This window comes from Mesorhizobium sp. WSM4884, assembly GCF_029625675.1.
GTDB lineage: Bacteria > Pseudomonadota > Alphaproteobacteria > Rhizobiales > Rhizobiaceae > Mesorhizobium.
The window spans coordinates 15,356-39,755 of the sequence record NZ_JARTVO010000028.1 but is presented as its reverse complement, the minus strand read 5'-3'; the positions used below and the strand labels follow the sequence as shown (position 1 = coordinate 39,755).

At 63.6% G+C, this 24,400-nt stretch carries 23 protein-coding genes, 1 tRNA gene and 1 pseudogene; 9 read left to right on the top strand and 16 right to left on the bottom strand.

The window, feature by feature from the left end:
- Positions 1-188 precede the first annotated feature (188 nt).
- Positions 189-650: an NUDIX domain-containing protein gene (locus P9236_RS28250; RefSeq protein ID WP_278077906.1), complete on the top strand. Its 462-nt coding sequence runs from the start codon at positions 189-191 to the stop codon at positions 648-650.
- An 8-nt stretch (positions 651-658) separates the two neighbouring features.
- On the opposite strand, the gene recO is transcribed toward P9236_RS28250, so the two are convergent.
- A complete protein-coding gene (gene recO / locus P9236_RS28245; protein ID WP_278077905.1) occupies positions 659-1,411 on the bottom strand; it encodes a DNA repair protein RecO in 753 nt (250 codons plus the stop codon).
- Positions 1,412-1,788: 377 nt separating this feature from the next.
- Here recO and P9236_RS28240 point away from each other — a divergent pair, with 377 nt between their 5' ends.
- Together P9236_RS28240 and P9236_RS28235 are read left to right on the top strand one after the other, a co-directional pair.
- Entirely contained in the window at positions 1,789-4,089 is a 2,301-nt protein-coding gene (locus tag P9236_RS28240; RefSeq protein ID WP_278077904.1) for a mechanosensitive ion channel domain-containing protein, read from the top strand.
- Positions 4,049-4,291: a hypothetical protein gene (locus P9236_RS28235; RefSeq protein ID WP_278077935.1), complete on the top strand. Its 243-nt coding sequence runs from the start codon at positions 4,049-4,051 to the stop codon at positions 4,289-4,291. Before P9236_RS28240 ends, P9236_RS28235 begins: the two co-directional genes overlap by 41 nt.
- Here the strand turns inward: P9236_RS28235 and P9236_RS30890 are convergent.
- From P9236_RS30890 to P9236_RS28200, 6 genes and pseudogenes are all read right to left on the bottom strand, one after another.
- Positions 4,273-5,166: pseudogene (locus P9236_RS30890) on the bottom strand (aminoglycoside phosphotransferase family protein). The gene P9236_RS28235 and the pseudogene P9236_RS30890 overlap by 19 nt on opposite strands.
- A gap of 102 nt (positions 5,167-5,268) precedes the next feature.
- Positions 5,269-6,201 (bottom strand): GTPase Era, encoded by a 933-nt coding sequence (gene era / locus P9236_RS28220; RefSeq protein WP_278077901.1) that lies wholly within the window; start codon positions 6,199-6,201, stop codon positions 5,269-5,271.
- Positions 6,186-6,902, bottom strand: a complete 717-nt coding sequence (rnc, locus tag P9236_RS28215) for a ribonuclease III (protein ID WP_278077900.1) — start codon at positions 6,900-6,902, stop codon at positions 6,186-6,188. The genes era and rnc overlap by 16 nt, the downstream gene beginning before the upstream one ends.
- Positions 6,903-6,906: 4 nt before the next feature.
- Positions 6,907-7,656, bottom strand: a complete 750-nt coding sequence (gene lepB / locus P9236_RS28210) for a signal peptidase I (protein ID WP_278077899.1) — start codon at positions 7,654-7,656, stop codon at positions 6,907-6,909.
- An 80-nt stretch (positions 7,657-7,736) separates the two neighbouring features.
- The gene (gene acpS, locus P9236_RS28205; protein ID WP_278077898.1) at positions 7,737-8,150 is read right to left on the bottom strand and encodes a holo-ACP synthase; all 414 of its coding nucleotides are present in this window, start codon (positions 8,148-8,150) and stop codon (positions 7,737-7,739) included.
- Positions 8,147-8,734 carry a DUF2062 domain-containing protein gene (locus tag P9236_RS28200; protein WP_278077896.1) on the bottom strand — a complete coding sequence of 196 codons (588 nt, stop codon included), beginning with the start codon at positions 8,732-8,734 and terminating at the stop codon, positions 8,147-8,149. Before P9236_RS28200 ends, acpS begins: the two co-directional genes overlap by 4 nt.
- A gap of 211 nt (positions 8,735-8,945) precedes the next feature.
- Between P9236_RS28200 and P9236_RS28195 the strand changes: the two genes are divergently transcribed.
- Complete coding sequence (locus tag P9236_RS28195; protein ID WP_278077895.1) at positions 8,946-9,482, top strand: GNAT family N-acetyltransferase; 537 nt, start codon at positions 8,946-8,948, stop codon at positions 9,480-9,482.
- Here the strand turns inward: P9236_RS28195 and P9236_RS28190 are convergent.
- The 4 genes from P9236_RS28190 to rpoZ all read right to left on the bottom strand — a co-directional run bounded on the left by P9236_RS28190 (position 9,463) and on the right by rpoZ (position 13,306).
- Positions 9,463-9,843 carry a VOC family protein gene (locus P9236_RS28190; RefSeq protein WP_278077894.1) on the bottom strand — a complete coding sequence of 127 codons (381 nt, stop codon included), beginning with the start codon at positions 9,841-9,843 and terminating at the stop codon, positions 9,463-9,465. The genes P9236_RS28195 and P9236_RS28190 overlap by 20 nt on opposite strands.
- 12 nt (positions 9,844-9,855) lie before the next feature.
- Positions 9,856-10,434 (bottom strand): orotate phosphoribosyltransferase, encoded by a 579-nt coding sequence (gene pyrE / locus P9236_RS28185; protein ID WP_278077893.1) that lies wholly within the window; start codon positions 10,432-10,434, stop codon positions 9,856-9,858.
- Between the two features lie 115 nt (positions 10,435-10,549).
- The gene (locus tag P9236_RS28180; RefSeq protein ID WP_278077892.1) at positions 10,550-12,778 is read right to left on the bottom strand and encodes a bifunctional (p)ppGpp synthetase/guanosine-3',5'-bis(diphosphate) 3'-pyrophosphohydrolase; all 2,229 of its coding nucleotides are present in this window, start codon (positions 12,776-12,778) and stop codon (positions 10,550-10,552) included.
- A gap of 126 nt (positions 12,779-12,904) precedes the next feature.
- A complete protein-coding gene (rpoZ, locus tag P9236_RS28175) occupies positions 12,905-13,306 on the bottom strand; it encodes a DNA-directed RNA polymerase subunit omega (protein ID WP_040972027.1) in 402 nt (133 codons plus the stop codon).
- 295 nt (positions 13,307-13,601) lie between these two features.
- Between rpoZ and P9236_RS28170 the strand changes: the two genes are divergently transcribed.
- Positions 13,602-14,183 (top strand): NYN domain-containing protein, encoded by a 582-nt coding sequence (locus tag P9236_RS28170; RefSeq protein WP_066997475.1) that lies wholly within the window; start codon positions 13,602-13,604, stop codon positions 14,181-14,183.
- Positions 14,180-14,851 (top strand): uracil-DNA glycosylase, encoded by a 672-nt coding sequence (locus P9236_RS28165; protein ID WP_278077891.1) that lies wholly within the window; start codon positions 14,180-14,182, stop codon positions 14,849-14,851. The genes P9236_RS28170 and P9236_RS28165 overlap by 4 nt, the downstream gene beginning before the upstream one ends.
- Here the strand turns inward: P9236_RS28165 and P9236_RS28160 are convergent.
- The 3 genes from P9236_RS28160 to dapA all read right to left on the bottom strand — a co-directional run bounded on the left by P9236_RS28160 (position 14,820) and on the right by dapA (position 17,010).
- Positions 14,820-15,560 (bottom strand): GH25 family lysozyme, encoded by a 741-nt coding sequence (locus P9236_RS28160; RefSeq protein WP_278077932.1) that lies wholly within the window; start codon positions 15,558-15,560, stop codon positions 14,820-14,822. The two genes, P9236_RS28165 and P9236_RS28160, sit on opposite strands and share 32 nt — an antisense overlap.
- 63 nt (positions 15,561-15,623) lie before the next feature.
- Positions 15,624-16,103, bottom strand: a complete 480-nt coding sequence (gene smpB, locus P9236_RS28155) for an SsrA-binding protein SmpB (RefSeq protein ID WP_041002108.1) — start codon at positions 16,101-16,103, stop codon at positions 15,624-15,626.
- Between the two features lie 25 nt (positions 16,104-16,128).
- Entirely contained in the window at positions 16,129-17,010 is an 882-nt protein-coding gene (gene dapA, locus P9236_RS28150; RefSeq protein ID WP_278077890.1) for a 4-hydroxy-tetrahydrodipicolinate synthase, read from the bottom strand.
- A gap of 445 nt (positions 17,011-17,455) precedes the next feature.
- On the opposite strand from dapA, the gene P9236_RS28145 reads away from it, so the two are divergent.
- Positions 17,456-19,498, top strand: a complete 2,043-nt coding sequence (locus tag P9236_RS28145) for a lytic transglycosylase domain-containing protein (protein WP_278077889.1) — start codon at positions 17,456-17,458, stop codon at positions 19,496-19,498.
- 269 nt (positions 19,499-19,767) lie between these two features.
- Positions 19,768-20,667, top strand: coding sequence for an alpha/beta hydrolase (locus tag P9236_RS28140; RefSeq protein WP_278077888.1), 900 nt, complete (start codon positions 19,768-19,770; stop codon positions 20,665-20,667).
- 310 nt (positions 20,668-20,977) lie between these two features.
- Here the strand turns inward: P9236_RS28140 and P9236_RS28135 are convergent, their stop codons facing one another.
- Together P9236_RS28135 and P9236_RS28130 are read right to left on the bottom strand one after the other, a co-directional pair.
- Complete coding sequence (locus P9236_RS28135; protein WP_278077887.1) at positions 20,978-22,051, bottom strand: site-specific integrase; 1,074 nt, start codon at positions 22,049-22,051, stop codon at positions 20,978-20,980.
- A gap of 239 nt (positions 22,052-22,290) precedes the next feature.
- Positions 22,291-23,475: a porin gene (locus tag P9236_RS28130; RefSeq protein ID WP_278077886.1), complete on the bottom strand. Its 1,185-nt coding sequence runs from the start codon at positions 23,473-23,475 to the stop codon at positions 22,291-22,293.
- A gap of 443 nt (positions 23,476-23,918) precedes the next feature.
- On the opposite strand from P9236_RS28130, the gene P9236_RS28125 reads away from it, so the two are divergent.
- A tRNA-Ser gene (locus P9236_RS28125) sits at positions 23,919-24,009 on the top strand.
- Positions 24,010-24,400: the final 391 nt, after the last annotated feature.

Here is a 24,400-nt window from a genome sequence, read left to right as displayed (position 1 = left end):
TGCCGAAATCTGCGCCGTGCCGGCCCGCAAGACCGAGCATGTTTCGGCTTCGATTGCCAGCAACTTGACGCCTTGCAAAGGCGATAGGTCTAAACGGCTGAGATTCGGGCCAGGAAATTACCCGCCGCTGGCCGCAAAATACTCGTGCTATTCTCTGACATTCGCTGAAATTGCCTAGAGGGTGACCGATGCCGCAGCGAAGTGCGGGCCTGCTGATCTACCGGCGAACCGCCGGAGCACTGGAGTTCCTGCTGGTTCATCCCGGCGGACCGTTCTGGGCAAAGAAGGACGAAGGCGCGTGGTCGATCCCGAAAGGGCTCATCGACGACAAAGAGGACGAGCTGGACGCGGCCCGGCGCGAGGCCGAGGAGGAACTCGGCGTCGCCATCGGCGGCGACTTCCAGCCCGTCGGCAGCTACAAGCAGCCGGGCGGCAAGATCGTGATTGCCTGGAGCGTGGAAGCGGACATCGACGTGGATGCCGTCAGAAGCAACACGTTCACCATGGAATGGCCGCCGAGGTCGGGCGCCATGAAGGAATTCCCCGAGGTAGATAAAGCCGCCTGGTTTTCGCTTCCCGAAGCCGGTACGAAAATCCTGAAAGGCCAGCGCCCCATGCTGGACGATTTTCTGGAGCGGCGGGGCGATTAGACGCCGGTCTATTCGCCAGCGATCGCCTTCATCGCCGCCTGATGCCGGCGCAGCGCGGCAAGGAAGCCGGCGCGGGCGTCGGGCGGCTCGATGCCGCGCGGATCGTAGACGTGGCGGGTGAAGAAGAAGCCGGTCAGACGGAAGGCGTCCTCCAGCGCCGCCTGATCGGCGCGCAGGCCTGAGCCGCGCTGCAGGAAGGCAGGCAGCGCCAGCATCTTGTCGCGCCAGGGCTCGCCGGCGGCGCGCGAAACCGCGCGCCCGGATTTCGGCGAGACATAGGCGAGGTCCTGCCGCGTGCCGGTCGCCGCGCATTGGCTGAGGTCGAGGCCGAAGCCGAGCTCATCGAGGATCAGCAGCTCGAAACGCGCCACCAGCTCGCCCGCGGCATCGGCGTCGTCGAGATGGGAGATCATAACCGCCAGCGCCTCGTAGAGCCCACCATGGGCGTCGCGTTCGGGCAGAAGCCTGAGATGCGCGGCCATGGTCTGCAGGCCGTAGACGGCGACCGCGCTGTCCATCAGCCGGGCGGCGTTCATCTCGATCGCCTCGGCCTGGAAGATACCCAGATGCTCGTCGAGTCGCGCCCGCCATAGAAGATCGACGCGGTTGCCGGGCTGCAGCACCGGCTGCTGCTTGCGCGAGCGCCCTCCGCGCACGAGACCGAGATGGCGGCCATGCGCGCGCGTCATCACCTCGAGGATGGCGCTGGTTTCGCCATGCTTGCGGGTGCCAAGAATGATTCCCTCATCGCGCCATTCCATGGCCCGAGCTTTTCACCCGTTGGACGGCGAAATCAAGATTTGCGTATGTCGTAGCTGACACGGAGAAACCAGCCAGCGAGCGAACCGAGCGCTTCAACATGGGACGGTTCGCGCTGTCGATGACGCTGACCTTGGCCAACCAGGCAACGATCGGCGACAAAGTTCGTTATGGCACCCAGAGTGCGTCGCCGAGGAGAGACGAAAGCTTGCCGCACTCGACGAATGTACCAACTTCCACCCCAGCAGGTTCGCCCTAGATGAACTGCACCAATGCGGCTGCCTGAGATCTTGCAAGAATGTCCGAGCCGGCGCCGGCAGCGCGCACCCCGATCGATAGTTTTCCGCCTGGGCCAGCAATGCGAACTCTAATTTCTCTGTTGTTGTTTCTACTGCTCTGCGGGGCACCAAGCTTCGCCCAGCCGGCCGCACAAGGAGGCGCCAAGCCCGGCGAACCGAACGCCGATGTCCAAGCGCTCATCACCATACTGGAGAACGACCAGGCGCGGCACCGCCTGATCGACAAGCTGCGCGCCGCGGCCGCGGAGGGCAACCAGCCGGTGGCCGAGACAGCGCCTGAAGCGACGATCGCCCAGGAGGTCGCCGCGTATACGAGGGACGCGGCAGAGAGCGCCTCCGGCCTGATCAAGACGACCGCCGCCCTCGTCGAGAGAATTGCCGGCGTCTTTTCCGGAGGCGTTTCAATCGATGTGCGGAGCCTATGGAACGCCGTCCGCAACAGCGCCCTTGTCGTGGTCCTCACCTTCGCCGTCTACATCGCATTGCGGTTCGCCTTTGGACGGTTCCAGCGCACATTCGCCAATGCAGCGACACGCGGAGGCAGGTTCGAGCGGTTCGGCTTCATCGGGTTGTCCGCGCTGGCCGACGCGCTCACCGTGCTCGCGGCATGGGCAATCGGTTCGGTGTCTTCGCTCTCTGCATTCGTTATCGACCAGGCGGGCCAGGCGGAGATGAACCGTGCGCTATTCCTGAACGCCTTCCTGGTCATCGAGTTCATCAAGGTCCTTGCGCGCACGCTGCTTGCCCCGAGATGGCCCGCGCTGCGGATCTGGACATTGGGCGATACAACGGCGGCATACTGGTATTTCTGGCTGAGCCGCTTCGTCAGCGTGGTCGGCTATACGATGTTCTTCCTCGCGCCGATCGTTGCGGTCAACGTCTCGGAAGACGCCGCGCAAGTGGTCCGCGTGATCGTGATGTTTGCTGCGCTGGTGCTCGCCCTGATCGTCATCCTGCAAAATCGCGATCAGGTACGGCGATGGCTGCTGCGCCGCAGCGAGACCCGCCGAACCGACATTCTGGGCAGGTTCCTGGCCGGTCTCGCCAGGCTTTGGCATGTCGTGGCGATCGGATACCTGATCCTCGTCTTCGTTCTTTGGCTCGCGGCTCCCGCGATGGCCCTGCCGTTCGTCCTCGCGGCCACCGTCCAGTCGATCCTCGCGGTGGCCATAGGCGTGCTGCTGACAGGCATCGTCGCGCGGGTCGCCGGAGCGGGGATAAACCTGCCCGCCGAAGTCAGCGAGCGCCTTCCGCTGCTCGAGCGGCGCCTCAATGCCTTCGTTCCCAATGTGCTCAGGGCGGTTCGCATCCTGGTCGCCGCGGTTGTGTTGCTGGTCATCGCCCAATTCTGGCGAGCGGCAGACGTCGTCGGATGGCTGTCGAGCGAGGTCGGCCAGCGCTTCGCCGTTTCAATCGTTTCCGCAATCCTGATAATGCTGGTCGGCGGCCTGATCTATCTCGCCGTCCAATCGTGGGTGGAATATCGCCTCAATCCGAATTACGGCCATGTCCCCTCCCCGCGGGAACGGACGCTTCTCTCCCTGTTCCGCAACGCCTTCGTGGTCGCGCTGGGCGTCCTCATCGTCATGCTGGTGCTGTCCGAGTTTGGAGTAAATATCGGCCCACTGCTTGCCGGCGCCGGCGTCGTCGGCCTGGCGGTCGGCTTCGGCGCGCAAAAGCTCGTGCAGGACATCATCACTGGCGCCTTCATACAGTTCGAGAACGCGATGAATGAAGGCGACGTGGTAACCGCAGGCGGGGTCACCGGTACCGTCGAGCGACTGACAATCCGTTCCGTGTCGTTGCGTACTCTCGACGGCGCCTATCATCTCATCCCGTTCTCTTCCGTCGACGCCGTGACGAACTTCATGAAGAACTTCAGCTATCACGTCGCGTCGATCGGCGTGGACTACGGAGCGAGCATTCCCGAGGTGAAGCAGGCGATGCACGAGGCCTTCGACAAACTGAAGGAGGCCGGGTTCGCGGGCGACATCATCGGCGACCTCGAGATGCATGGCGTGACCGAATTCGCCGACTCCGCCATTCTGGTTCGGGCCCGCATCAAGACCAAACCCGGAAAGCATTTTGCCCTGGGTCGCGCCTATAACGAGATCATCAAGGAGGTCTTCGAGGAGCGCGGCATCGAGATGCCTTTCCCTCATGTGACGTTCTACATGGGCGGCGAAGACAAGGCGGGCAAGTCACCGCCGCCGCGCATCAAGCGGCCCGGGCCAAAGCCGACGACGGAAAGGCCCAAGCGCAGCGCGGCGACAGATGCTGCATTGGCCAAGTCGCCCAAACGCGGGCGCAAGACCAAGGTCACCCAGGACGGTCCGCCCGATGAAGGGCACGATGCGCCCGACCAGACCGAGGTTTCGTAGAGCAGTTCATCGTTTCACGGAAACGCTGAACTGCTCTAACTTCATCGATGCCAAGAGCGAGCGCGCCGCGAACTGGTACCGTGGATATGGTGCCGAGCCGCTGTCGGGAAAACCGCTGACTCTCGTGATGCCGCTGGCGACGTTCGCTGCCGATCTCAGGGCTAAAGCCTGTTATAATCCGCGTCACGCCCAGCGTTCGTGATCGGCGAGCACCTCGTCGATTACCCGGCGCTGCCTTTCGGCCTCGGCTCGGTTGGCGTCGTGTCCGGCAGCGGTGATCAGGGCCTTCCACAACGTCCAAACCTCGGCCGCGCGCCCAGGTCGCCCGATCGACGGCGATGCGGGTGCGGAAGGCCTCCCGGCTTTCACCCTCGAAGAACGTCCAGGCGATCGCCAGGTCGCAAGACGGGTCGCCGACGCCGGATGTGCCGAAGTCGATGACGGCGCTCAGGCGGCCGTCTTCGACCAAGAGATTGCCCGAGGCGACGTCGCCGTGGAACCAGACGGGCGAACCGTGCCAGGTGGCGGCAAGGGCCGCTTCCCAGACGGTGGTGGCGGCCTGCGCATCGATCTCGCCTTCGAGCGCGGCGACGGCCTGCCTCGCCTCGCCGTCATAGACCGTCAGCGGTCCGCCGCGATAAAAATTATGCCGGCCCGGCGCCGGGCCGCCCGCCGGATCGATCCGTTTCAGGGCGACGAGGAATCGGCGAGCGTCACCGCGAACGCGCGAAGATCGCCGATGCGCGCGGTCCTTGCCGTCTCGCCTTCGATCCAGCGATAGACGGACCAGTGCCAGGGATAGTCCGCCGCCGGCTCGCCCATGGCCAGCGGCGCGGGGATCGGCAGCGGCAGATGCGGCGCGAGCCTTGGCAGCCAGCGATGCTCCTTCTCGACCTGCAGCGAATAGGGAGCCGCGCTTGGCAGCCTGACCGTCATCTCGTCGCCGAGATGGAAGGTACGGTTGTCCCAGCCGCCGAACGCGACGGGCCTCACGGGCAGATGGCGCCATTCAGGAAACTGCGTCTCGACCAGGCGGCGCACAAGATCGGTGTCGATATCTACATTAGGGTTGTCCATGCCGTTGTCCCAGATCGACGGACGGCATTCCTAGCCGACATGCATGTTTGTGCTATGCATGTCGTTGTCCCAAAACCGCTTGGCACTTTTGGGCGACATGCATCAATGGGGAAACTCCAGTCCCATCTCGCGGTAGCGCTCGGGGTCGTCGCCCCAGTTCTCGCGCACCTTGACGAACAGGAAGAGGTGCACCTTCTGCTCGAGGATCTCGGCGATCTCGGCGCGCGCGGCCTGGCCGATGGCGCGGATCGTCTCGCCCTTGTGGCCGAGCACGATCTTCTTCTGGCTGTCGCGCTCGACATAGATGACCTGCTCGATGCGCACCGAGCCGTCCTTCTTCTCTTCCCATTTCTCGGTCTCGATATGCGAGGAATAGGGAAGCTCCTGATGCAGCCTCAGATAGAGTTTTTCGCGGGTGATCTCGGCCGCCAGCTGGCGCATCGGCAAATCGGAGATCTGGTCTTCCGGATAGTACCAAGGCCCGGCGGGCAGCGTCTCGGCGAGATAGTCGAGCAGATCCTTGCAGCCGGAGCCGGTAAGCGCCGAGACCATGAAGGTGCGCTTGAACTGCACTCGTTCGTTCGCTGCCGCGGCCAGGGCCAGAAGCGTCTCCGGCTTGACCCGGTCGACCTTGTTGAGGACAAGCAGCATCGGCTGCTGGACGTCCTTCAGCCGGTCGAGGATGGCGTGGGCATCGCCCTTGATGCCGCGCTCGGCATCGATCAGGAGCACCACGACATCGGCATCCTTGGCGCCGCCCCAGGCGGTGGTGACCATGGCCGTGTCCAGCCGCCGCTTCGGCTTGAAGATGCCCGGCGTGTCGACGAAGACGATCTGCGCGTTGTCATGCGTGGCGATGCCGCGCACGATCGCGCGGGTGGTCTGCACCTTGTGGGTGACGATCGAAACCTTGGCGCCGACCAGCTGATTGACCAGCGTCGACTTGCCGGCATTGGGCGCGCCGATCAGCGCGACGAAGCCGGAGCGGGTCGCGGCGGCCTCAGGACTGTCGACTTCCGTCATGCCGCGCTCCATACGCCTTCGCGCAGCAACAGCACCGCCGCAGCGGCCTGTTCGGCCTCGCGCTTGGAACGACCGCTGCCGATCGCCGGCGCAAAGGAGCCGACCTTGACGCTGACGGTGAACAGCGGATCGTGGTCGGGGCCCTCACGACTATCCACCCGGTAGGCCGGGACGGCGCCAGACGCCGCCTGGTGCGCCCATTCCTGCAATTCGGTCTTGGCGTCGCGGCGGGCGGCACCTGTCGCCTGCGAGCGCGGCTGCCAGTAGCGGTGGATGAACGCGCGCGCCGCCTCCATCCCGCCGTCGAGATAGAGCACGGCAATCAGCGACTCCAGCGCGTCGGCGCGCAGGTTGGTTCGCTTGCGGCCTTCGAGGTTGCGCACATCGGAGCCGGCGCGGATCAGCTCCGGCAGGCCGATCTCCTCGGCGATTTCGGAGAGCGCCTCGGCGTTGACCAGCGCGTTGAGGCGCAGCGACAGCTCGCCTTCGGCGGCCTCGGGAAAGGCCGCCAGCAGCATGTCGGCCACGACGAGGCCGAGAACGCGGTCGCCCAGGAATTCAAAGCGCTCGTAGTCGACGCCGGCATGGGTCGAGCGCGCGCTGGCATGGGTCAGCGCGCGCTGCAGGCGCTGGCGGTCGGCGAAGGCGTGGCCGGTGCGCTCGAAAAGCGCTTCGGCGAGGGCATCGGTGGTCAAACGCTTGGTGGCCGCCATGACCTTAGTGGACGAGATGGAACAAGCGTCCGGCGCGCATCAGCGACGGCCACTTCCAGATCTCCAACGGGCTTGCTCCATCGGCGATCGAGAAGAAGATGACGTTGGCGCGGCCGACAAGGTTCTCGGCCGGCACGAACCCGACGGTAAAGCGGCTATCGGAGGAATTGTCGCGGTTGTCGCCCATCATGAAATAGTGACCCGGCGGCACGTCGAACTCGCGCGTGTTGTCGCCGATCGAATTGGGCGTCAGGTCGAGCGTGTCGTAGGTGACGCCATTGGGCAGCGTCTCGCGATAGACGTCGACGGGACGGTCGACCTCGGTGATGTCGGGATTGTCGATCTGGCCGACCTTTTCACGCGGCACGGCGGTGCCGTTGATGAAGAGCTGGCCGTCCTTGACCTGGATCTTGTCGCCAGGCAGGCCGACGACGCGCTTGATGTAGTCGACGGACGGATCCGGCGGGAACTTGAATACCACCACGTCGCCGCGCTTGGGCTCGGAGCCCCAGATACGGCCGGAGAACAGGTTCGGGCCGAAAGGCAACGAATAGCGCGAATAGCCATAGGCCCATTTGGTGACGAAGAGATAGTCGCCCTCGAGCAGCGTCGGCCGCATCGAGCCGGACGGGATGGAGAAGGGCTGGAACAGCAGCGTGCGGATCACGAGCGCGAGCAGCAGAGCCTGGATGATGACGGAAAAGGTTTCACCAAGCCCGCCGGATTTCTTCTGCGATTTTTCAGCCACGCTCATGTCGTCCTCGATTGTGCGTTGGTTGGTATAGAGTCTCGGCGCGCGCTGGGCAACGTCATGCCGCCCGTGGTCAGATGGAATCAATGTGGCGCTTGTTCGACGGGCACCGCCTCGATGATCACAAAGGCTTGAGCAAGCGGGAAATCGTCGGTGATGGTGAGGTGAATCAGCGCGCGATGGCCCTTGGGCAGGATTTTTTCCAGCCTGGCGGCAGCACCGCCGGTGAGCGCCATGGTGGGCGCGCCGCTGGGCAGGTTGACCACACCCATGTCGCGCCAGAATACGCCCTCGGCCATGCCGGTGCCCAATGCCTTGGCGCAAGCCTCCTTGGCGGCGAAGCGCTTGGCGTAGGAGGCGGCGCGAGCCGCGCGCTTTTCCGACTTGGCCTGCTCGACCTCGGTATAGATGCGCTGAACGAAGCGCCGGCCATGCCGCTCCAGCGACTTCTCGATGCGTCTGATGTCGATCAGGTCGCTGCCGATGCCGATGATCATTCCGCGGGAACTTCCCGTCCGCCAGCGCGCTTGGCCTTCTCGGCTCGCTCGGCCATGCGTTTCTTCCGCTGCTCACGAAACACGGTCATGCCCCAGCGCGTGACGCCGTAGAAGACAAGTCCGAAGACGAGGCCGAGCGGCACGGCGCCGATCAGCATCGGCTCAAGCACCGGATGCCACAGCTTGCCGAAGGAAAGCGTATGCATCATTTCGCCGAGATGCTCGGGCGGCCCGTGCTTGGGCAGGCGCTCATGCAGGATGAGCTTGCCGGTCTCCCACGACGCGCCCCAGAGCAGAGGGAAGGTCAGCGGATTGCCGAAGAACACAGCGCCCAGCGCTGCCGCAACCAGATTGCCGGCGATCACCCAGCAGAGTACGGCGGCGATGACGAAGTGGAAGCCAAGCGGGAAGAACGAGGCGAAAACGCCGGCCGCGACGCCGGCCGCCACGGAATGGGGCGTCGCCTTCAGCCGCAGGATGCGCTTGGAGAAATACTGCACAGAGCGCGAGAACGAACGGCGCGGCCAAAGGTAAGTACGCACCCGCTCCAGGAGGCCATCAGGCTCTCGGCGTCGAAAAAGCACTCTGTTTCAGTTCCCGGTCCAACACACGCTCCCCTGCCACCCCGGGTCGCGACGACATATCTTGCGCTTCGAGGGCGCAGGAAGGCAACAAGACTTTGATATAGCGACGGGCAGGCCACGGAACAACGAAGGCACCCGCGATGGTCTGCCGCAGGCTGTAAAAAGAGCGCCATTCTGGCGAAACTGAGGAAGAACCGGGGAAACGAAGCCGATGATCACCATTCGACCGGCGCGGGCCGACGACGCCGAAGCTTTGCCGGACATCGAGCAGTCCGCCGGGCTGGCGTTTCGTGCTGTCCCGGACCTCGCCTGGCTCGCCGACGGCGACAATGTGAGCGCCGAGCGGCACCGTGCGCTCATCGCCGAAGGCGCATGCTGGGTTGCCGCCGATGACCAGGACCGGCCGGTCGCCTTCCTGAGCGCCGGGGTCGAAGGCGATGCGCTGCACATATGGGAGCTTGACGTGCGCCTGGACCGGCAACGCTCCGGCATCGGCAGCGCCTTGCTTGAACGGGCGATCGAGGACGCCAGGCGGCGCGGCCTGGCGGCGGTGACGCTGACCACGTTTCGCGAGGTCGCCTGGAATGCGCCCTTCTACCAAAAGTTCGGCTTTCGCATCCTGGATGGCGCTTTGATCGACGAAAGGCTCGCCGACCTCATTAGCGGCGAGGCAGAACACGGCATGCCGGCCGAGCGGCGCTGCGCCATGCGGCTCGATCTGAACCGCACTAAACCGAATATTCGCTGACCTCGACCAGATTGTCGTCGGGATCGCGGAAATAGACCGACGTCATCCTGCCGCGGGCGCCGATGCGCTCGACCGGGCCGACTTCGATCGCCACGCCGTTGGCCTCGAGGCTGGCGCGGACTTCCGCAAGGGGCACCGCCGCCACGAGGCAGAAATCGCCGGAGCCCGGCGTCGGCGTCTTCGCCTTCGGCTCGAAGGTGCGGCCGACTTCGTGCAGATTGATCTTCTGCGAGCCGAACAGAAGCGCGGTCGGCCGGTTCGGCTCATCCAGACGCCGCAAGCCAAGCACACGTTGATAGAATTCGCAGGTCGCTTCGACCGAGCGGACCGTCAGCACGAAATGATCGATGCCAGCGATCATCGTGACGCGACTTCAGATATTCCGGCTGCCGGGCTTGACGGCCGGGATGGCGGCAAGCTCCGGCGGCAGGCGGTCTGGCGGATAGGCCGGCACCTCATATTCGGCGAGCGCGATCAGCGGCACGCCGACATCGGTCTTGCCGGCCGAGCGGTCGATGATGCAGGCGGCCGCCACGACGTCGGCGCCGATTTCGCGCAGGCATTCGATGGTCTCGCGGATCGACAGGCCGGTGGTGACGATATCCTCGACGATGACGACGCGTGAGCCCGCAGCGATCTCGAAGCGGCGGAGCCTGAACTCGCCCCCTTCCCGCTCGACCCAGATCGCCGGCGCGCCGAGATGGCGCGAGGTCTCGTAGGCCGGGATCAGGCCGCCGATCGCCGGGCCAACGACATAGTCGATCCTGCCGGGCACGCTTTCCTTGATTTTCTCGGCCAGCGCCTTGCACAGGCGCTCGGTCTTGTCGGCATGCATGAAGACGCGCGCCTTCTGCAGGAAGATCGGACTGCGCAGGCCCGACGTCAGGATGAAATGACCTTCGAGGACCGCGCCCGCCTCGCGGAATATGCCCAGCACTTCGTCGGTATTCATGTTCGCTCCATGCTCTTGGCGAATGGTGAATGATGAGGGTGAATGGTGAATGGTGAATGGTGAATGGTAGTGAGAGCACCTTCTATTTCACTATTCACTATTCACTATTCACTATTCACCCGTTCACGCGCCGCGCGTCGCTGACGCTCGAATTGTCCTTGAGCTGCGACAGCAGCCGGTTGAGATGCTTCAGATCCCAGACCTCGAGGTCGATCAGCATCTCGGTGAAATCGGGCGCGGTGCGCACCATCGACAGCGTGTGGATGTTGGCATCGTTCTGGGCGACGACCTGGGCGATGTCGGCGAGCGAGCCCGGCGCGTTGATGGCAGTGACCGAGATGCGCGCTGGAAAGCGCTCCTTGGTGCGTTCGTCGATGTCCCAGCGCACGTCGATCCAGCGCTCGGGCTGGTCGTCGAAGGCCTGCAGCGCCGGCGACTGGATCGGATAGATGGTGATGCCGGTTCCCGGCTGGATGATGCCGACGATGCGGTCGCCGGGCACCGCCCCTTCCGGCGCGAAACGCACCGGCAGATCGCCGCGCACACCGCGGATGGGCACCGCTCCGTCGCGCTGCTGGTCCTTGCCCTTGCGCGCGGCGCGGCCGGGCATCTGAAACAGCATGCCGGCGGCATTGCGGATCTTCGACCAGCCCTCCTCACGCTGCTTGGGCGCCGCGACCGTGACGCGCTCGTCCTTGTAGTCCGGGAAGACCGCCTTCATGACGTCGGTCGACGCGAGCTCGCCGCGTCCGACGGAGGCCAGCACGTCCTCGATGTCCTTGCGCGCCAAGCGATGCAGAATCGGCTTCAGGCTTTCCTTGGTGAAGTTCTTGCCGGCACGCTCGAAGGCGCGTTCGAGGATGCGGGCGCCGAGCCCCGAATATTGCTTGCGGATGGCGTTCTTGGTGGCGCGGCGGATGGCGGCTCGTGCCTTGCCGGTGACGACGACCGATTCCCAGGCCGCCGGCGGCACCTGCGCCTTGGAGCGGATGATCTCGACCTCGTCGCCATTCTTCAACTCCGTCATCAGCGGCATGATGCGGCCGTTGACCTTGGCGCCAACGCAGGTGTCGCCGACATCGGTATGGACTGCATAGGCGAAGTCGATGGGAGTGGCGCCGCGCGGCAGCGCGATCAGCATGCCCTTGGGCGTGAAGCAGAACACCTGGTCCTGGAAGAGCTCCAGCTTGGTGTTTTCGAGGAAGTCCTCGGGGTTGTCGCCTTCGGCCAGTTGCTCGATGGTGCGGCGCAGCCAGGCATAGGCGTTGGTCTCCTTGGAGATCGCGTGCGCGGCGCCATTCGCCTTGCCGCCCGTGTCCTTGTAGATCGAATGCGCGGCGACGCCGTATTCGGCGATCTTGTTCATCTCGCGGGTGCGGATCTGCAGTTCGACACGCTGGCGCGACGGACCGACGATGGTGGTGTGTATCGAGCGGTAATCGTTCTGCTTCGGCGTCGAGATGTAGTCCTTGAAGCGGCCGGGCACCATCGACCAGGTGGTGTGGATGGCGCCGAGCGCGCGGTAGCAGTCCTCGACCGTGTCGACGACGACACGGAAGCCGAAGATGTCCGAGAGCTGCTCGAAGGAGAGCGCCTTGGCCTCCATCTTGCGGAACACCGACCACGGCTTCTTCTGTCGGCTTTTGACGCTGGCCTTGATCGCGTGCTTTTCGAACAGGCCCGACAGCGCCTTCTCGATCTCCTCCAGCACGCCCTTGTTGCGCTCGAAGATCTCGGCCAGCCTGGCGGTGACGGCGCGGTAGGCTTCCGGATTGATATAGCGGAAAGCGATCTCTTCCAGTTCCTCGCGCATGCCCTGCATGCCCATGCGCCCGGCGAGCGGCGCATAGATGTCCATCGTCTCCTCGGCAATGCGCAAGCGCTTGGATTCGGGCATATGATCGAGGGTGCGCATGTTGTGCAGGCGGTCGGCGAGCTTGACCAGGAGGACGCGAATATCCTCGGAAATCGCCAGCAGCAGCTTGCGCAGGTTCTCGGCCTGCTCGGCCTTCTTGGAGACGAGGTCGAGCTTCTTCAGCTTGGTAAGCCCCTCGACGAGCGTGCCCATTTCGGGGCCGAAGAGCTCGTCGATCTCGGCCCTCGTCGCGGTAGTGTCCTCGATCGTGTCGTGCAAAAGGGCAACCGCGATGGTCGCCTCGTCCATGTGCATCTCGGTGAGGATGGCGGCGACTTCCAGCGGATGCGAGAAATAGGGATCGCCCGAGGCGCGCTTCTGGTGGCCATGCTTCTGCATGGCATAGACATAGGCCTTGTTGAGCAGTGCCTCGTTGACGTCAGGCTTGTAGCGCTGGACGCGCTCGACAAGCTCATACTGACGCATCATGGGCGGGATCTCGCGGTGCTGAAATGATTGATGCGCCGCACAGGCGTGCGACGCATCCCATAGATAGCCACGAAACTTACGAGACGGAAGTGCCGGATGCTTGATCCAGGCAAGTTCCAGTGACGCTTAGTAGTCGTCGCTCTTTTCCGGCGGCACCAGACCCTCGATGCCGGCGAGCAGGTCTTCCTCGCTCATGCGATCGAAGGCGATGTTCTCTTCGGCATCGTCGGTGTCGGCGGCAGCGGTGGCGGCGCCGGTCTGGTCGGCGATCGCCTCGCCGTCGGCCTCCGGCTCGTCGACCTCGACATGTTTCTGCAGCGAGTGGATCAGGTCTTCCTTGAGGTCGTCGGGCGACAGCGTCTCCTCGGCGATCTCGCGCAGCGCAATGACCGGATTCTTGTCATTGTCGCGAGGAACGGTGATCTGCGCGCCCTGGCTGATCTGGCGGGCACGGTGGCCGGCGAGCAGCACGAGCTCGAAACGGTTGTCGACCTTGTCGATACAATCTTCAACGGTTACGCGGGCCATGGACTGCCCCTTTCATGCGTGGATTTGATGGAAAACTGGCGGGCTCCATAACAAGGACGCCGCCGAAATACAAGCTTTATGGCGGCAGCGGCCGAAGGACGGCCTTTGCCCGGCTCGATAACCGGACACCAGTCGCTGACATAGTGCCGATCACAATTGCTTGCAATGCGCGCCCGCGCCCTTGGATATCCATCAATCTGGCGTTATCTCGGAAGAGACGGCAAAAGGGACCATTATCGGGCCTGCCCGTCGCGTCCATTTAGACGACAGAAATTTTCGAAAGGGATATTTTTCAATGTTCGATCCCCGTGAAAAGATCGCTCTTTTCATCGACGGCGCCAATCTCTACGCCACATCGCGAGCGCTGGGCTTCGACATCGACTACCGCAAGCTTCTGTCGAGCTTCCAGAAGCGCGGCTACCTGCTCAGGGCCTACTACTACACCGCACTGGTCGAGGATCAGGAATATTCTTCGATCCGGCCTCTGATCGACTGGCTGGACTACAATGGCTTCAAGGTGGTGACCAAGCCTGCCAAGGAGTTCACCGATTCGACCGGCCGGCGCAAGATCAAGGGCAACATGGATATCGAGCTCACCGTCGATGCGCTGGAGCTTGCCGACGTCGTCGACCACTATGTCATCTTCTCCGGCGACGGCGACTTCCGCACCCTGGTCGAGGCGCTGCAGCGGCGCGGCCGCAAGGTGTCGATCATCTCGACCATGGCCTCGCAGCCGCCGATGATCTCCGACGACCTGCGCCGCCAGGCCGACCACTTCATCGACCTGATGACATTGAAGAACGAGGTCGGCCGCGACCCGTCGGAGCGGCCGGTACGCCGGCCTGAGCCGGCCGAAGCCGACGAGGACGATTATTGAGAGCGGCGGCCTTGAGCGCCGCACCCTCCCCCGAACCCAGCCGCGATTGCCCGCTCTGCCCGCGGCTGCACGATTTCATCGCCGCCTGGCGCCAGCGCGAGCCGGGCTGGTTCAACGCGCCGGTGCCGACCTTCCTGCCGCCGGAAGGCGAGGATTCCGTCAAGCTTCTCATCGTCGGGTTAGCGCCCGGCCTGCGCGGCGCCAACCGCACCGGGCGCCCCTTCACCGGCGACTACGCCGGCGACTTGCTCTATGGCACGCTGATCGCGCAAGGACTGGCGCGCGGGGAATTCCAGGCGAGGCCGGATGACGGGCTGGAGCTGATCGGCACGGCGATCACCAATGCCGTGCGCTGCGTGCCGCCGGAGAACAAGCCTGTCGGCGCCGAGATCGCCACCTGCCGGACCTTTCTCAGGCCGACCATCGTGCGCTTCCCAAATTTGCGCGCCATCCTGACACTGGGCTCGATCGCGCATCAGTCGACGGTGCGGGCGCTGGGCGGGCGCGTCGCCGCCCTTCCGTTCCGCCATGGTGGGCGCCAGGAGGCTGGCGGCATCACGCTGTTTTCCAGCTATCACTGTTCGCGCTACAACACCAATACCGGCGTGCTGACGGAAGACATGTTCGTCAACGTGTTCACGGAGATTGCGGCGTTCCTGCAAGGCTAGGCGTTCCTGAAGCGCTGGATTCAGGCGCCGGGGAAAAAAGCTCCGAGAGCTTCGCCGGCCCGCCGTTCAGCACGTTCAGGTCGACATCGCCGTCGATGCCGTCGACGCGGCCCGTATCGAGATATTGCCAATAAACCCAATTTTCCTCTTTCGGCGGCATCGCAATCGAGCGCAGCCAGCGCTGGCGAACCGCGATATGAGCGGCATAGGTCGGCGCCGCCTCGTCGGTGATGTAGATGATGGCCGGCTTGCCGTAGGCTGCCTCGACCGGCCGCAGGAACGCAAGCAGTTCCGCGCTCAGTTCGGCGGGCGAAGGTCGATTCGGACAGTTGCCGTGGAACTCGATATCGACGACCGGCGGCAAAAGCGGCTCGCCGCGCGGCACGACCGAAAGGAAGTTCTTCGCCTGATCGGCGCCCGAGCGGCAGAAGGTGAAGAAATGATAGGCGCCAACCACGAGGCCCGCCGCGCGAGCCTGGCGCAAATTCTCGGCAAAGGCATCGTCGACATGGTCGCCGCCTTCGGTCGCCTTGATGATGGCGAAGGCGACATCGTCGGCCGCGACGCGCTGCCAATCGATATTGCCCTGGTGGTGGGAAACGTCGATGCCTCGGATCGGGAATTCGGCGCGATCCGGCGGGAAGGCGCGGGGCCGGAAAAAGCTGTCTGTCTCGACAGCAAGCGCCAGAAAGACGAAAGCCAGGGCCAGGACAATCAAGCGGTTCCTCAAGCCTTGGCTCCCTGCTAGCCTGCCTGGATATTGCCGATTTGTTTATCCGCGCTCCTTGAGGAGCCGCCCCTTCTCGCGCGACCAGTCGCGCTGCTTTTCGGTTTCGCGCTTGTCGTGCAGCTTCTTGCCGCGAGCGATCGCCAGCAGGAGCTTGGCGCGGCCGCGATCGTTGAAATAGATTTTCAGCGGCACCAGCGTCATGCCTTCGCGCTCGACGCTCTGCGACAGCTTGGCCATCTCGCGCTTGCTGACCAGCAGCTTGCGGCGCCGGCGCGGCTCGTGGTTGAAGCGGTTGGCCTGGAGATATTCCGGCAGATAGGAATTGATCAGCCAAATCTCGCCACCTTCGGCGGAGGCGTAGCTTTCCTGGATGTTGGCCTGACCTTGGCGCAGCGACTTCACCTCGGTGCCGGTCAGCACCAGGCCGGTCTCGATCGTGTCGAGCACCTCGTAGGAAAAGCGCGCCTTGCGGTTTTCGGCGACCGTCCTGTTGTTGGGGTCGGCTTTCTTGACTTGATTCATAATGCGGAGAGGTGGCGCCTCACCCCTAATTAATCAAGCCGGCGTGCTTCATCGCCTGATCGAGCTTCTCGGCGGTCGAAGCCTCGACCGTCACCAAAGGCGAGCGGACCACGTTCTCGACCTTGCCCAGCTTCGACAGCGCGTATTTGGCGCCGGACACGCCGGGCTCCATGAAGATCGCCTTGTGCAGCGGCAGGAGACGGTCCTGCAGTTCGAGCGCCTTGGCGCTGTCGCCGGAGAGCGTCGCTTCCTGGAACTCGGCGCAAAGGCGCGGCGCGACATTCGAGGTCACCGAAATGCAGCCGACGCCGCCATGGGCGTTGAAGCCCAGCGCCGAGGCATCCTCACCGGAGAGCTGGATAAAATCCTTGCCGCAGGTCATGCGCTGCTCGGAGACCCGCTCGACCTTGCCGGTCGCATCCTTGACGCCGGCGATGTTCTTGAAGTCGTGGCGAAGCCTGCCCATCGTCTCCGGCGTCATGTCGATCACCGATCGCGGCGGGATGTTGTAGATGATGATCGGCAGCTTTGTCGCCCGAGCGACGGCGGCAAAGTGTTCGTAGAGGCCACGCTGGGTCGGCTTGTTGTAGTAGGGCGTGACGACGAGCGCGGCATCGGCGCCGGCCTTTTCGGCATATTGCACCAGGCCGACGGCTTCCTCGGTGTTGTTGGAGCCGGCGCCGGCCACGACCGGGACCCTGCCCTTGGCCACCTCGATGCAGACCTTCACGACATGGCGGTGCTCGTCATGCGACAGCGTCGGCGACTCGCCGGTGGTGCCGACCGGAACGAGGCCCTTGGTGCCCTCGGCGATCTGCCATTCGACAAAAGCGCGAAAGGCTTTCTCGTCGAAACGCCCGCTCTTTTCGAACGGTGTGACGAGCGCGGTCAGCGAGCCTCTCAGCATATTGTCCAAACTCCTGGAACTTTGTTGGCTATGCATGTCGTTGTTTTTGGCGACATGCGTCGGTGTTTTGTCGATCGGTTTATTTGCGCGCCTTCTAACCGAAAGCGAAGCCGCGCACCATAGTCTCGACATGGTTCAGCGGCAAGCATCGCAATAGTGCCAGCATCGTGGTTTTCGATGTTCGCTTGACGTTGATATCGGGCTCGGAGCGAACATCGAAAACCACGATGCTGGTTGGTTGGCAGATGGCTAGTGTCCTTGCGATTCTGAAATTCGCGCCGCGCACGATATCGAGGTGATGCGAATTTCAGAATCGGGACACCAGCAAGCGCAATTCGGGCGGCCTCGATAACCTTTTGTTTACGAGCCTTTCACGACCTAAGTCTAGGCTGCGGACCGGGCTTTCAGCCTCCCTGCCTGCTGACAATGTGCTAGGATATGAAGAATGCCGACGAGGCGGCCCCATCTCTTCGCGCTTCTCAGCGCGGTCGTCGCGCTGATGCCGGGGATGGCGATCGGCGGCAGCGTCGACGTGCGTGTGATGGCGACGATCCCCGCATCCGACGCGCCGCAGGCCCCTGGCGAGGCGCAGCCCTCCCCGCCTCCAGCCAGCATCGCCCAGTTGAAGAGCGGCCTCGACGCGCTGGCCGGCAACGACATCGCCGGTGCGCGCAATGCGCGCGACACGCTGCCCGCCACTTCGCTCGACCGGCACATACTGGCCTGGGCGATCGCGCTCTATGGCGGCGACAAGGTGCCGAGCGGCGAGATCGCCGACGCGGCCAAGATGCTGCCGGGATGGCCCGGCACGATCGCGTTGCGCAAGAACAGCGAGCGTGCGCTTTACCGCGAGAACCCGCCGCCGCAGGTGGTGGTGCAGGCTTTCGGCCGCAGCCAGCCGCTGACGCCGGAAGGCGTGATGATCCTTGCCCGCTCCCAGGTGGCGCTGGGCGATGCCGCGGCGGCGCGCGCAGTGCTGGTGCCCTTCTGGCGCACGGAGAAGCTGGAGGCGAAGGACGAAACCGCTTTTATCAAGGAATTCGGCGCGCTGATCCCGGCGGCAGACCATCGCTACCGCATGGAGCGCATGTTCTATGCCGAGCGGCCGTCCTCCGCGCTGCGTGTCGCCGGTCTCGCCGGCGCCCAGCAACTGGCGGACGCCTGGGCGGCGGCCGACAAGGGTGACAAGAATGCGGCGAAGCTGCTGAAGGCCGTGCCGGCGGCGCAGCGCTCGGCCGGCTATTTCTTCGCCGAGGCCGAATATCTGCGCAAGCAGCAGAAGTTTGCCGATGCAGCCGCGGTGGTGATGAAGGCGCCGACCGACCGCGACGCGCTGGTCGACCCCGATGCCTGGTGGGTGGAGCGCCGCGTTCTGTCGCGCGAGCTGGTCGACCAGGGCGACGTCAAGACCGCCTACAAGATCGCTTCCATGCATGCGGCCGAAAGCCCGGCCAGCGCCGCCGAAGCCGAGTTCCATGCCGGCTGGTACGCGCTGCGCGGCCTCAACGACCCGGCAATGGCCGCCGCGCATTTTTCGCGCATCGCGGAGCTCGCCCAGGGGCCGGTGTCGCTGTCGCGCGCTTACTACTGGCTCGGCCGCGCCGCGGAGGTCGGCGGTCCGGGCAACGCCAAGGACTATTTCACGCGAGCCGCCAGCTACGGCACCACTTTCTATGGCCAGCTCGCCGGCGAGCGCGTTGGCCTCAGGACCCTCAACATCGCCTATCCGAAACCGAGCGCAGCCGACCGCCAGAGTTTCGAAGCCAGAGAAGCGGTCAACGCGATCAAGCGCCTGCAGGAAGCGGGCTATGACCGCTATGCCGAAACGCTCTATCGCGACCTCGCGGGACAGCTGACCAGCCCGGGCGAGCTGGCGCTGCTGGCGGTGCTCGCCGAACAGCAGGGTAACCATTTCATGGCGCTGAAAGTCGGCAAGATCGCCGCCCAGCGCGGCATCGATGTCGGCGCGCTGTCGCATCCGTTGGGCGTCATCCCCGATTCGGCCAACATCTCCGGTTCCGGCAAGGCGCTGGCCTATGCCATCGCTCGCCAAGAGAGCGAGTTCAACGTCGGCGCAATTTCCAGCGCCGGTGCGCGCGGCCTCTTGCAATTGATGCCGGGCACCGCCAGGCAGCTGGCGAAGAAGGCCGGCATGACCTTTTCGCAAATGCGGCTGACGACCGATGCGGGCTACAACGCCACGCTCGGGTCCGCCTTCCTCGGCGAGCAGCTCGACCGCTTCAACGGCTCCTATGTGCTGACCTTCGCCGGCTACAATGCCGGTCCGAACCGCGCCGCCCAGTGGGTGGCGAAATACGGCGACCCGCGCGGCAAGGACGTGGACGCCGTCGTCGACTGGATCGAGCGGATTCCCTACACGGAAACAAGAAGTTACGTGCAGCGCGTGATGGAGAATTACGAGGTCTACAAGATGCGTATTTCGGGCAAGTACGACATCGTGGGAGATCTGGTGAACGGGCGGAGTTGAGGGCCTTTTCCTTCTCCCCTTGTGGGAGAAGGTGGCCGAGCGAAGCTCGGTCGGATGAGGGGTGTTCCAGCTTGGCAATGCCCTTTTTCAGCCGAGGTAGACGGCAACAGATCGCCGACCTCGCATTCCCTTCCAACACCCCTCATCCGTCTCGGCGCTACGCGCCGATCCACCTTCTTCCACAAGGGGAGAAGGAGAGGCCCGCCATTTGACGACCCCTGCCCGCGCCTGTAGCAGTCGAAGGTGATCCGACAATCGCGAGAGTGCTTATGTCCGGCCACGAAGGTTTCTCCGACTTCTTCTATGCCGCACCCGATGGTCTCAAGCTCCACGCCCGGATCTACGGCGAGGCGAACAGCGATGCCTGGCCGGTCGTTTGCCTGCCCGGCCTCACGCGCAATACGCGCGACTTCCATGAGCTCGCGCTCTACCTTTCAAGCAACGCAAGGACGCTGCGTAAAGTCACCGCCTTCGACTATCGCGGGCGCGGCCGATCCGACTACGACCCCGATATCAGCCATTACAATGTCGGCGTCGAGGCCGGCGATGTGCTGGCCGGGCTGTCGGAACTGGGCATCGAAGAGGCAGCATTCATCGGCACGTCGCGCGGCGGGCTGATCATCCATGTGCTCGGCGCGCTGAAGCCGGTCATGCTGAAGGCCATCGTCCTCAACGACATCGGCCCGGTGATCGAGGCGGAAGGCCTTGCCCATATCCGCTCCTATCTCGACCGCAACCCGAAACCGAAGACATTCGCCGAGGCGGTCGACGCGCAGCGGCGCGTGCATGGCGCCGGCTTCCCGGCACTCTCCGACGCCGACTGGTCGCGGATGGTGACCGCCATCTGCCGAGATGCCGACGCCGGGTGGGTGCCGGATTTCGATCCGGCCCTGGTCGAAACGCTGGCCGGCGTCGACGTCACCAAGCCGCTCCCGGATCTGTGGCCGCAGTTCGATGCGCTTGCCGCCGTGCCGCTGCTTGCCATTCGCGGTGGCAATTCGAGGCTTCTGTCCGCCGCGACGCTCGAAGAGATGCAAAAGCGCCATCCCGGCATGGAGACGACCACCGTCGAAGGCCAGGGACACGCGCCCTTCCTGGAAACCGGAAGCTTGCCGGAGCAGATTGCGAATTTCCTCGATCGCACCGAGCGTGAGGTTGTCCCCAAGTAAAACCGAAGATCAGAACCGGATGCCGGGGGGCTGCGGCAGTATAGGCATCGACGATGCAAGCGCGCGCCCCCTTCTCCCCTTGTGGGAGAAGGTGGATCGGCGCGGAGCGCCGAGACGGTTGAGGGGTGCTCCAGCGGAGTGATACGCTGGCTTTCCCTGGAACACCCCTCATCCGTCGCCTTCGGCAACACCGCCCGGCCCTTCGCATGGCTCAGGGCGTTCGAAGCTCGAAAAGCCAAGCAATTGGCTTTTCGTTCGCTGCGCGGACCGCTTCTCACCCCACAAGGGGAGAAGGGGAGCGGATCCAGAGCTACTTCGCCTTCGAGTTCTTGCGGCCCGCCTTTGCCGGCTCCGATCCGCTCTCCTTGCGAGCGGCCTTGGAGGGCGACGGCGTGGTCAAGGGAGAGGCAAACGCGGAGTTCTCCGCCTGGCCGGACGCCTGATCGACACGCGGTTTTTCCAGCACGACGACGCAGCCGTCGAGGTCATTGGTGGCGAGATGCGCGTAGCGCATGGTCATGGCCAGCGTCTGGTGGCCGAGCCACATCTGCACACGGCGGATGTCGATGCCGCCCTGGACGAGGCGCGAGGCGCAGGTGTGGCGCAGAATATGCGGGACCACCTGCTCGTCGGCACCGAGACCGACCTCGGTCTTCGCTTCGTTCCAGATGGCGCGATATTGTGCCTGGGTCAGCATGGCGAACGGACCCTTCGGCCGGCGCCCTTCGGTTGTCGGCGGCAGCTTGATCACCTCCTTGACCCGTTCGGTCATCGGGATGGTGCGGCTGCGGCCGGACTTCGTGATCCAGAAGCTGACCCGGTGCTCCTGGATGTCGTTCCAGATCAGGCCGAGCGCCTCGCCGAGGCGGCAGCCGGTATCGACCAGAAAGACGGAGAGCCTGTAGGCGTCCTCGCTGCGGCTCCTGATGGCAGCGAACAGCCTTGCCTCTTCGTCCCGTTCGAGGAAACGAATCCGTCCCGCCCGCTCCTTCTGGCGGCGGAACTCGGGCAGGCTGTGGATATCTCCCATCTTATGAGCCTTGCGCAGCAGCTTGCTGAGTGCAGCCATCTTGCGATTGATGGTTGCGTTGCTGTTCCCGCGCTGGCGCAAGGTACCGATAAGATTGTCCAAGGTGTTCTGGTCAAAGGTGCTGAAACGTTCTCCCAGAAGGATCTCGTCTATTTCACCGATGAAGGAGCTGACATTGTATTTATGCCGTCCATCATCCCAGAGTATATCCCGGTATGCTGCAAAGAGTTCTCCGATCCTGTACGATTTTACTTCCCGGATCTTGTTGTAGGTGTACCTAAACTTCGAATTCTGAGAAGAAAATACCGCAAAATGACCAGAGGGCTCCCCCTCTTGAATCGCTTCGTTCGACATTTTTAGCCACACCCCCTGTGGTTAAGCCTTCAGCCCTAACCGTTCGGAGATGTCCTTTCAAGAGTTTTCGAATCTTGCGGCCGACCACATCCGCCGGTAGCGGATCCCACAAAGTCGCTCCACAGACCCGGTCAGCTTACCGTTTCACCCCCATCCTTTCGTTTGTCTCGACCAATCGCGAAAACAAAACGGCCCGGGCATAGAGACGCCCGGGCCGGATTTCAGTTGCGGTCCAGCCCTTAGAAGGAGCGCTGGAAGCGGAGCATGCCGCCGACGCTGTTCTTCTTGTCGGCGTTGGTCCAGTTCACGTTGGTGAAGCTGGCCGGATCGTTGAAGTGACCATAGTGGTCCCAATCAACTTCAGCTGTGACCGTGAAGCCGGGAACGATGTCGTAGGCAACGTTCGCAGCCAGGCCATAGTTCTTGTCGTCATCACCCGACACCTGGAGGTTGAACGAGGTCTTCTCGTTGAACTTGTAGGTACCACCGGCCCACCAGGCCCAGTTGCCACCCCACTGCTTGTAGAAGCCGCGGCCATGCGCAGGAATGACGTTGGTCGGATCGTTCAGATTGTTGTCGCTGCCATAGCCGAACATGGCGAACAGCGAGATCGCGTCGTTGACGTTCACGTCCACGCGGACCTTGCCGGCGACTTCCTCGTAGTTGGCGTCATAGGCGACGACGCCGGTGATGGCGCCCCAGCCCTGCGTGTACTTCACGCCGCCGACGACATGCGGAACGTAGCTGTCGATCGTACCCTTGATGCCCGAACCTTCTTCGAGCGATACCACCGCCGAGAAGCCATTGCCGGCATCGAAGTAGTACTGGACGACGTTGGTGTCGAAATCGCCATAGGGGACGATCGTGTCGTTGATGACGTTGCCGGCGTAGCCGATGAACGTGTTGAAGGCCGATTCGTCCTTACCGACGCGCAGGCCACCGAGCTGGATCCAGGCGAAGTTCAGCGAAACGCTGCCGTTCCCTGCCGGATTGCCGGCCGGATGCACACCGTAGGCGTCAGTGAACGTCCCCGTGCCGTAGTTGTTGTTATTTTGGAAATTGAAGCGAGTCTCGGTGTAGGTCTTCAACGTGCCGAGCTCGGTTTCCTGGCCGGTCCAGGTCTTCAGCGTGAAGCGGGCATGCTTGAAGAACGTGCTGTGCACGTCGCCGTCCTGATGATCGACCGACTTCGCGCCGTCGAACGAGCCGACGTCGCCGATGCCGATGTCGTAGCGGACATAGCCGCCGATGCGCAGGCAGGTCTCGGTGCCGGGGATGTAGAAGTAGCCCGAGCCGTACACGTCGCAGATCTTGACGTATTCAGCCGGTTCCGGCTCGGCGACGGTCACCGCGTCGGCGGCGCGGGCGCCCGAAACTGCGATCAGGGCCGCAGCTGAGCCGAGAAGAAGGCTCTTGATGTTCATTTTCTGACCTCCAGTCAAAAGTTAAAAAACGGGTCTGGGTATTTTTTGCTGAAGGACAGCGTTCCCTGCCCCATCCCCACTTACCGAAAAAGATGCGCACCGCGCCGCTCCTTCGAACGTGACATTTACCCAGGCGGCGGCGGCGTTCAACCACGATCGTATCGGCGAAAGCCCTATCCGGACGCTATCCCCGGACGTTGTTGCACAAATGACACGATTTGGCCTCACTCCGAAAGTTCTCATTAACCATTAAGGCCTTGCAGCCGGTCGAATCCGGCGATGGGCGGCCGAAATTGCGGCGCCAGCCACGAGTCGCCGGGCAGGGAATCGCCATGGAATCGCCGCATGGCGCCATCCACCCAGCTAGCTCGTGCCGAATTTTCGGCGATTATGGCGCCGGCTTGTTGATTGTGCCGGCGCTTTTCTTTATCCAGCGGCGCGACGGAGAGGTGGCCGAGTGGTCGAAGGCGCTCCCCTGCTAAGGGAGTAGAGGTCAAAAGCTTCTCGTGGGTTCGAATCCCATCCTCTCCGCCACCCTACGCCCTGCGGGCTTCGCAGGATTGGCCTTGGATGCTTCCTGCGAATCCCTTGCAAAGCTTGGCTCCGAAGCCTCCGGACGTCGTCATCCCAGGGCGGAGCAGGAGCGAAGCTCCGTCGCGAAGACCCTGGGATCCATGCCGTGACATCGGCCGAGAAACGAAGCGGCGCGACGAATTGGCCGATCGCCTTGCGCTGAAGCAGATCCTGCACCGCCGCGATACGTGGACGTAACGGCATGGATCCTCGGGTCTGCGCCGCGTCGCTTCGCTCCTTGCTTCGCCCGAGGATGACGACCGGAGAAATGCTTCGGCCAATCTCCAAGGTTTGCGATTGCCACTTGCAGCACATGCGTCCGCGATGCTCTCTCGTGCCCACAAACGCGCGC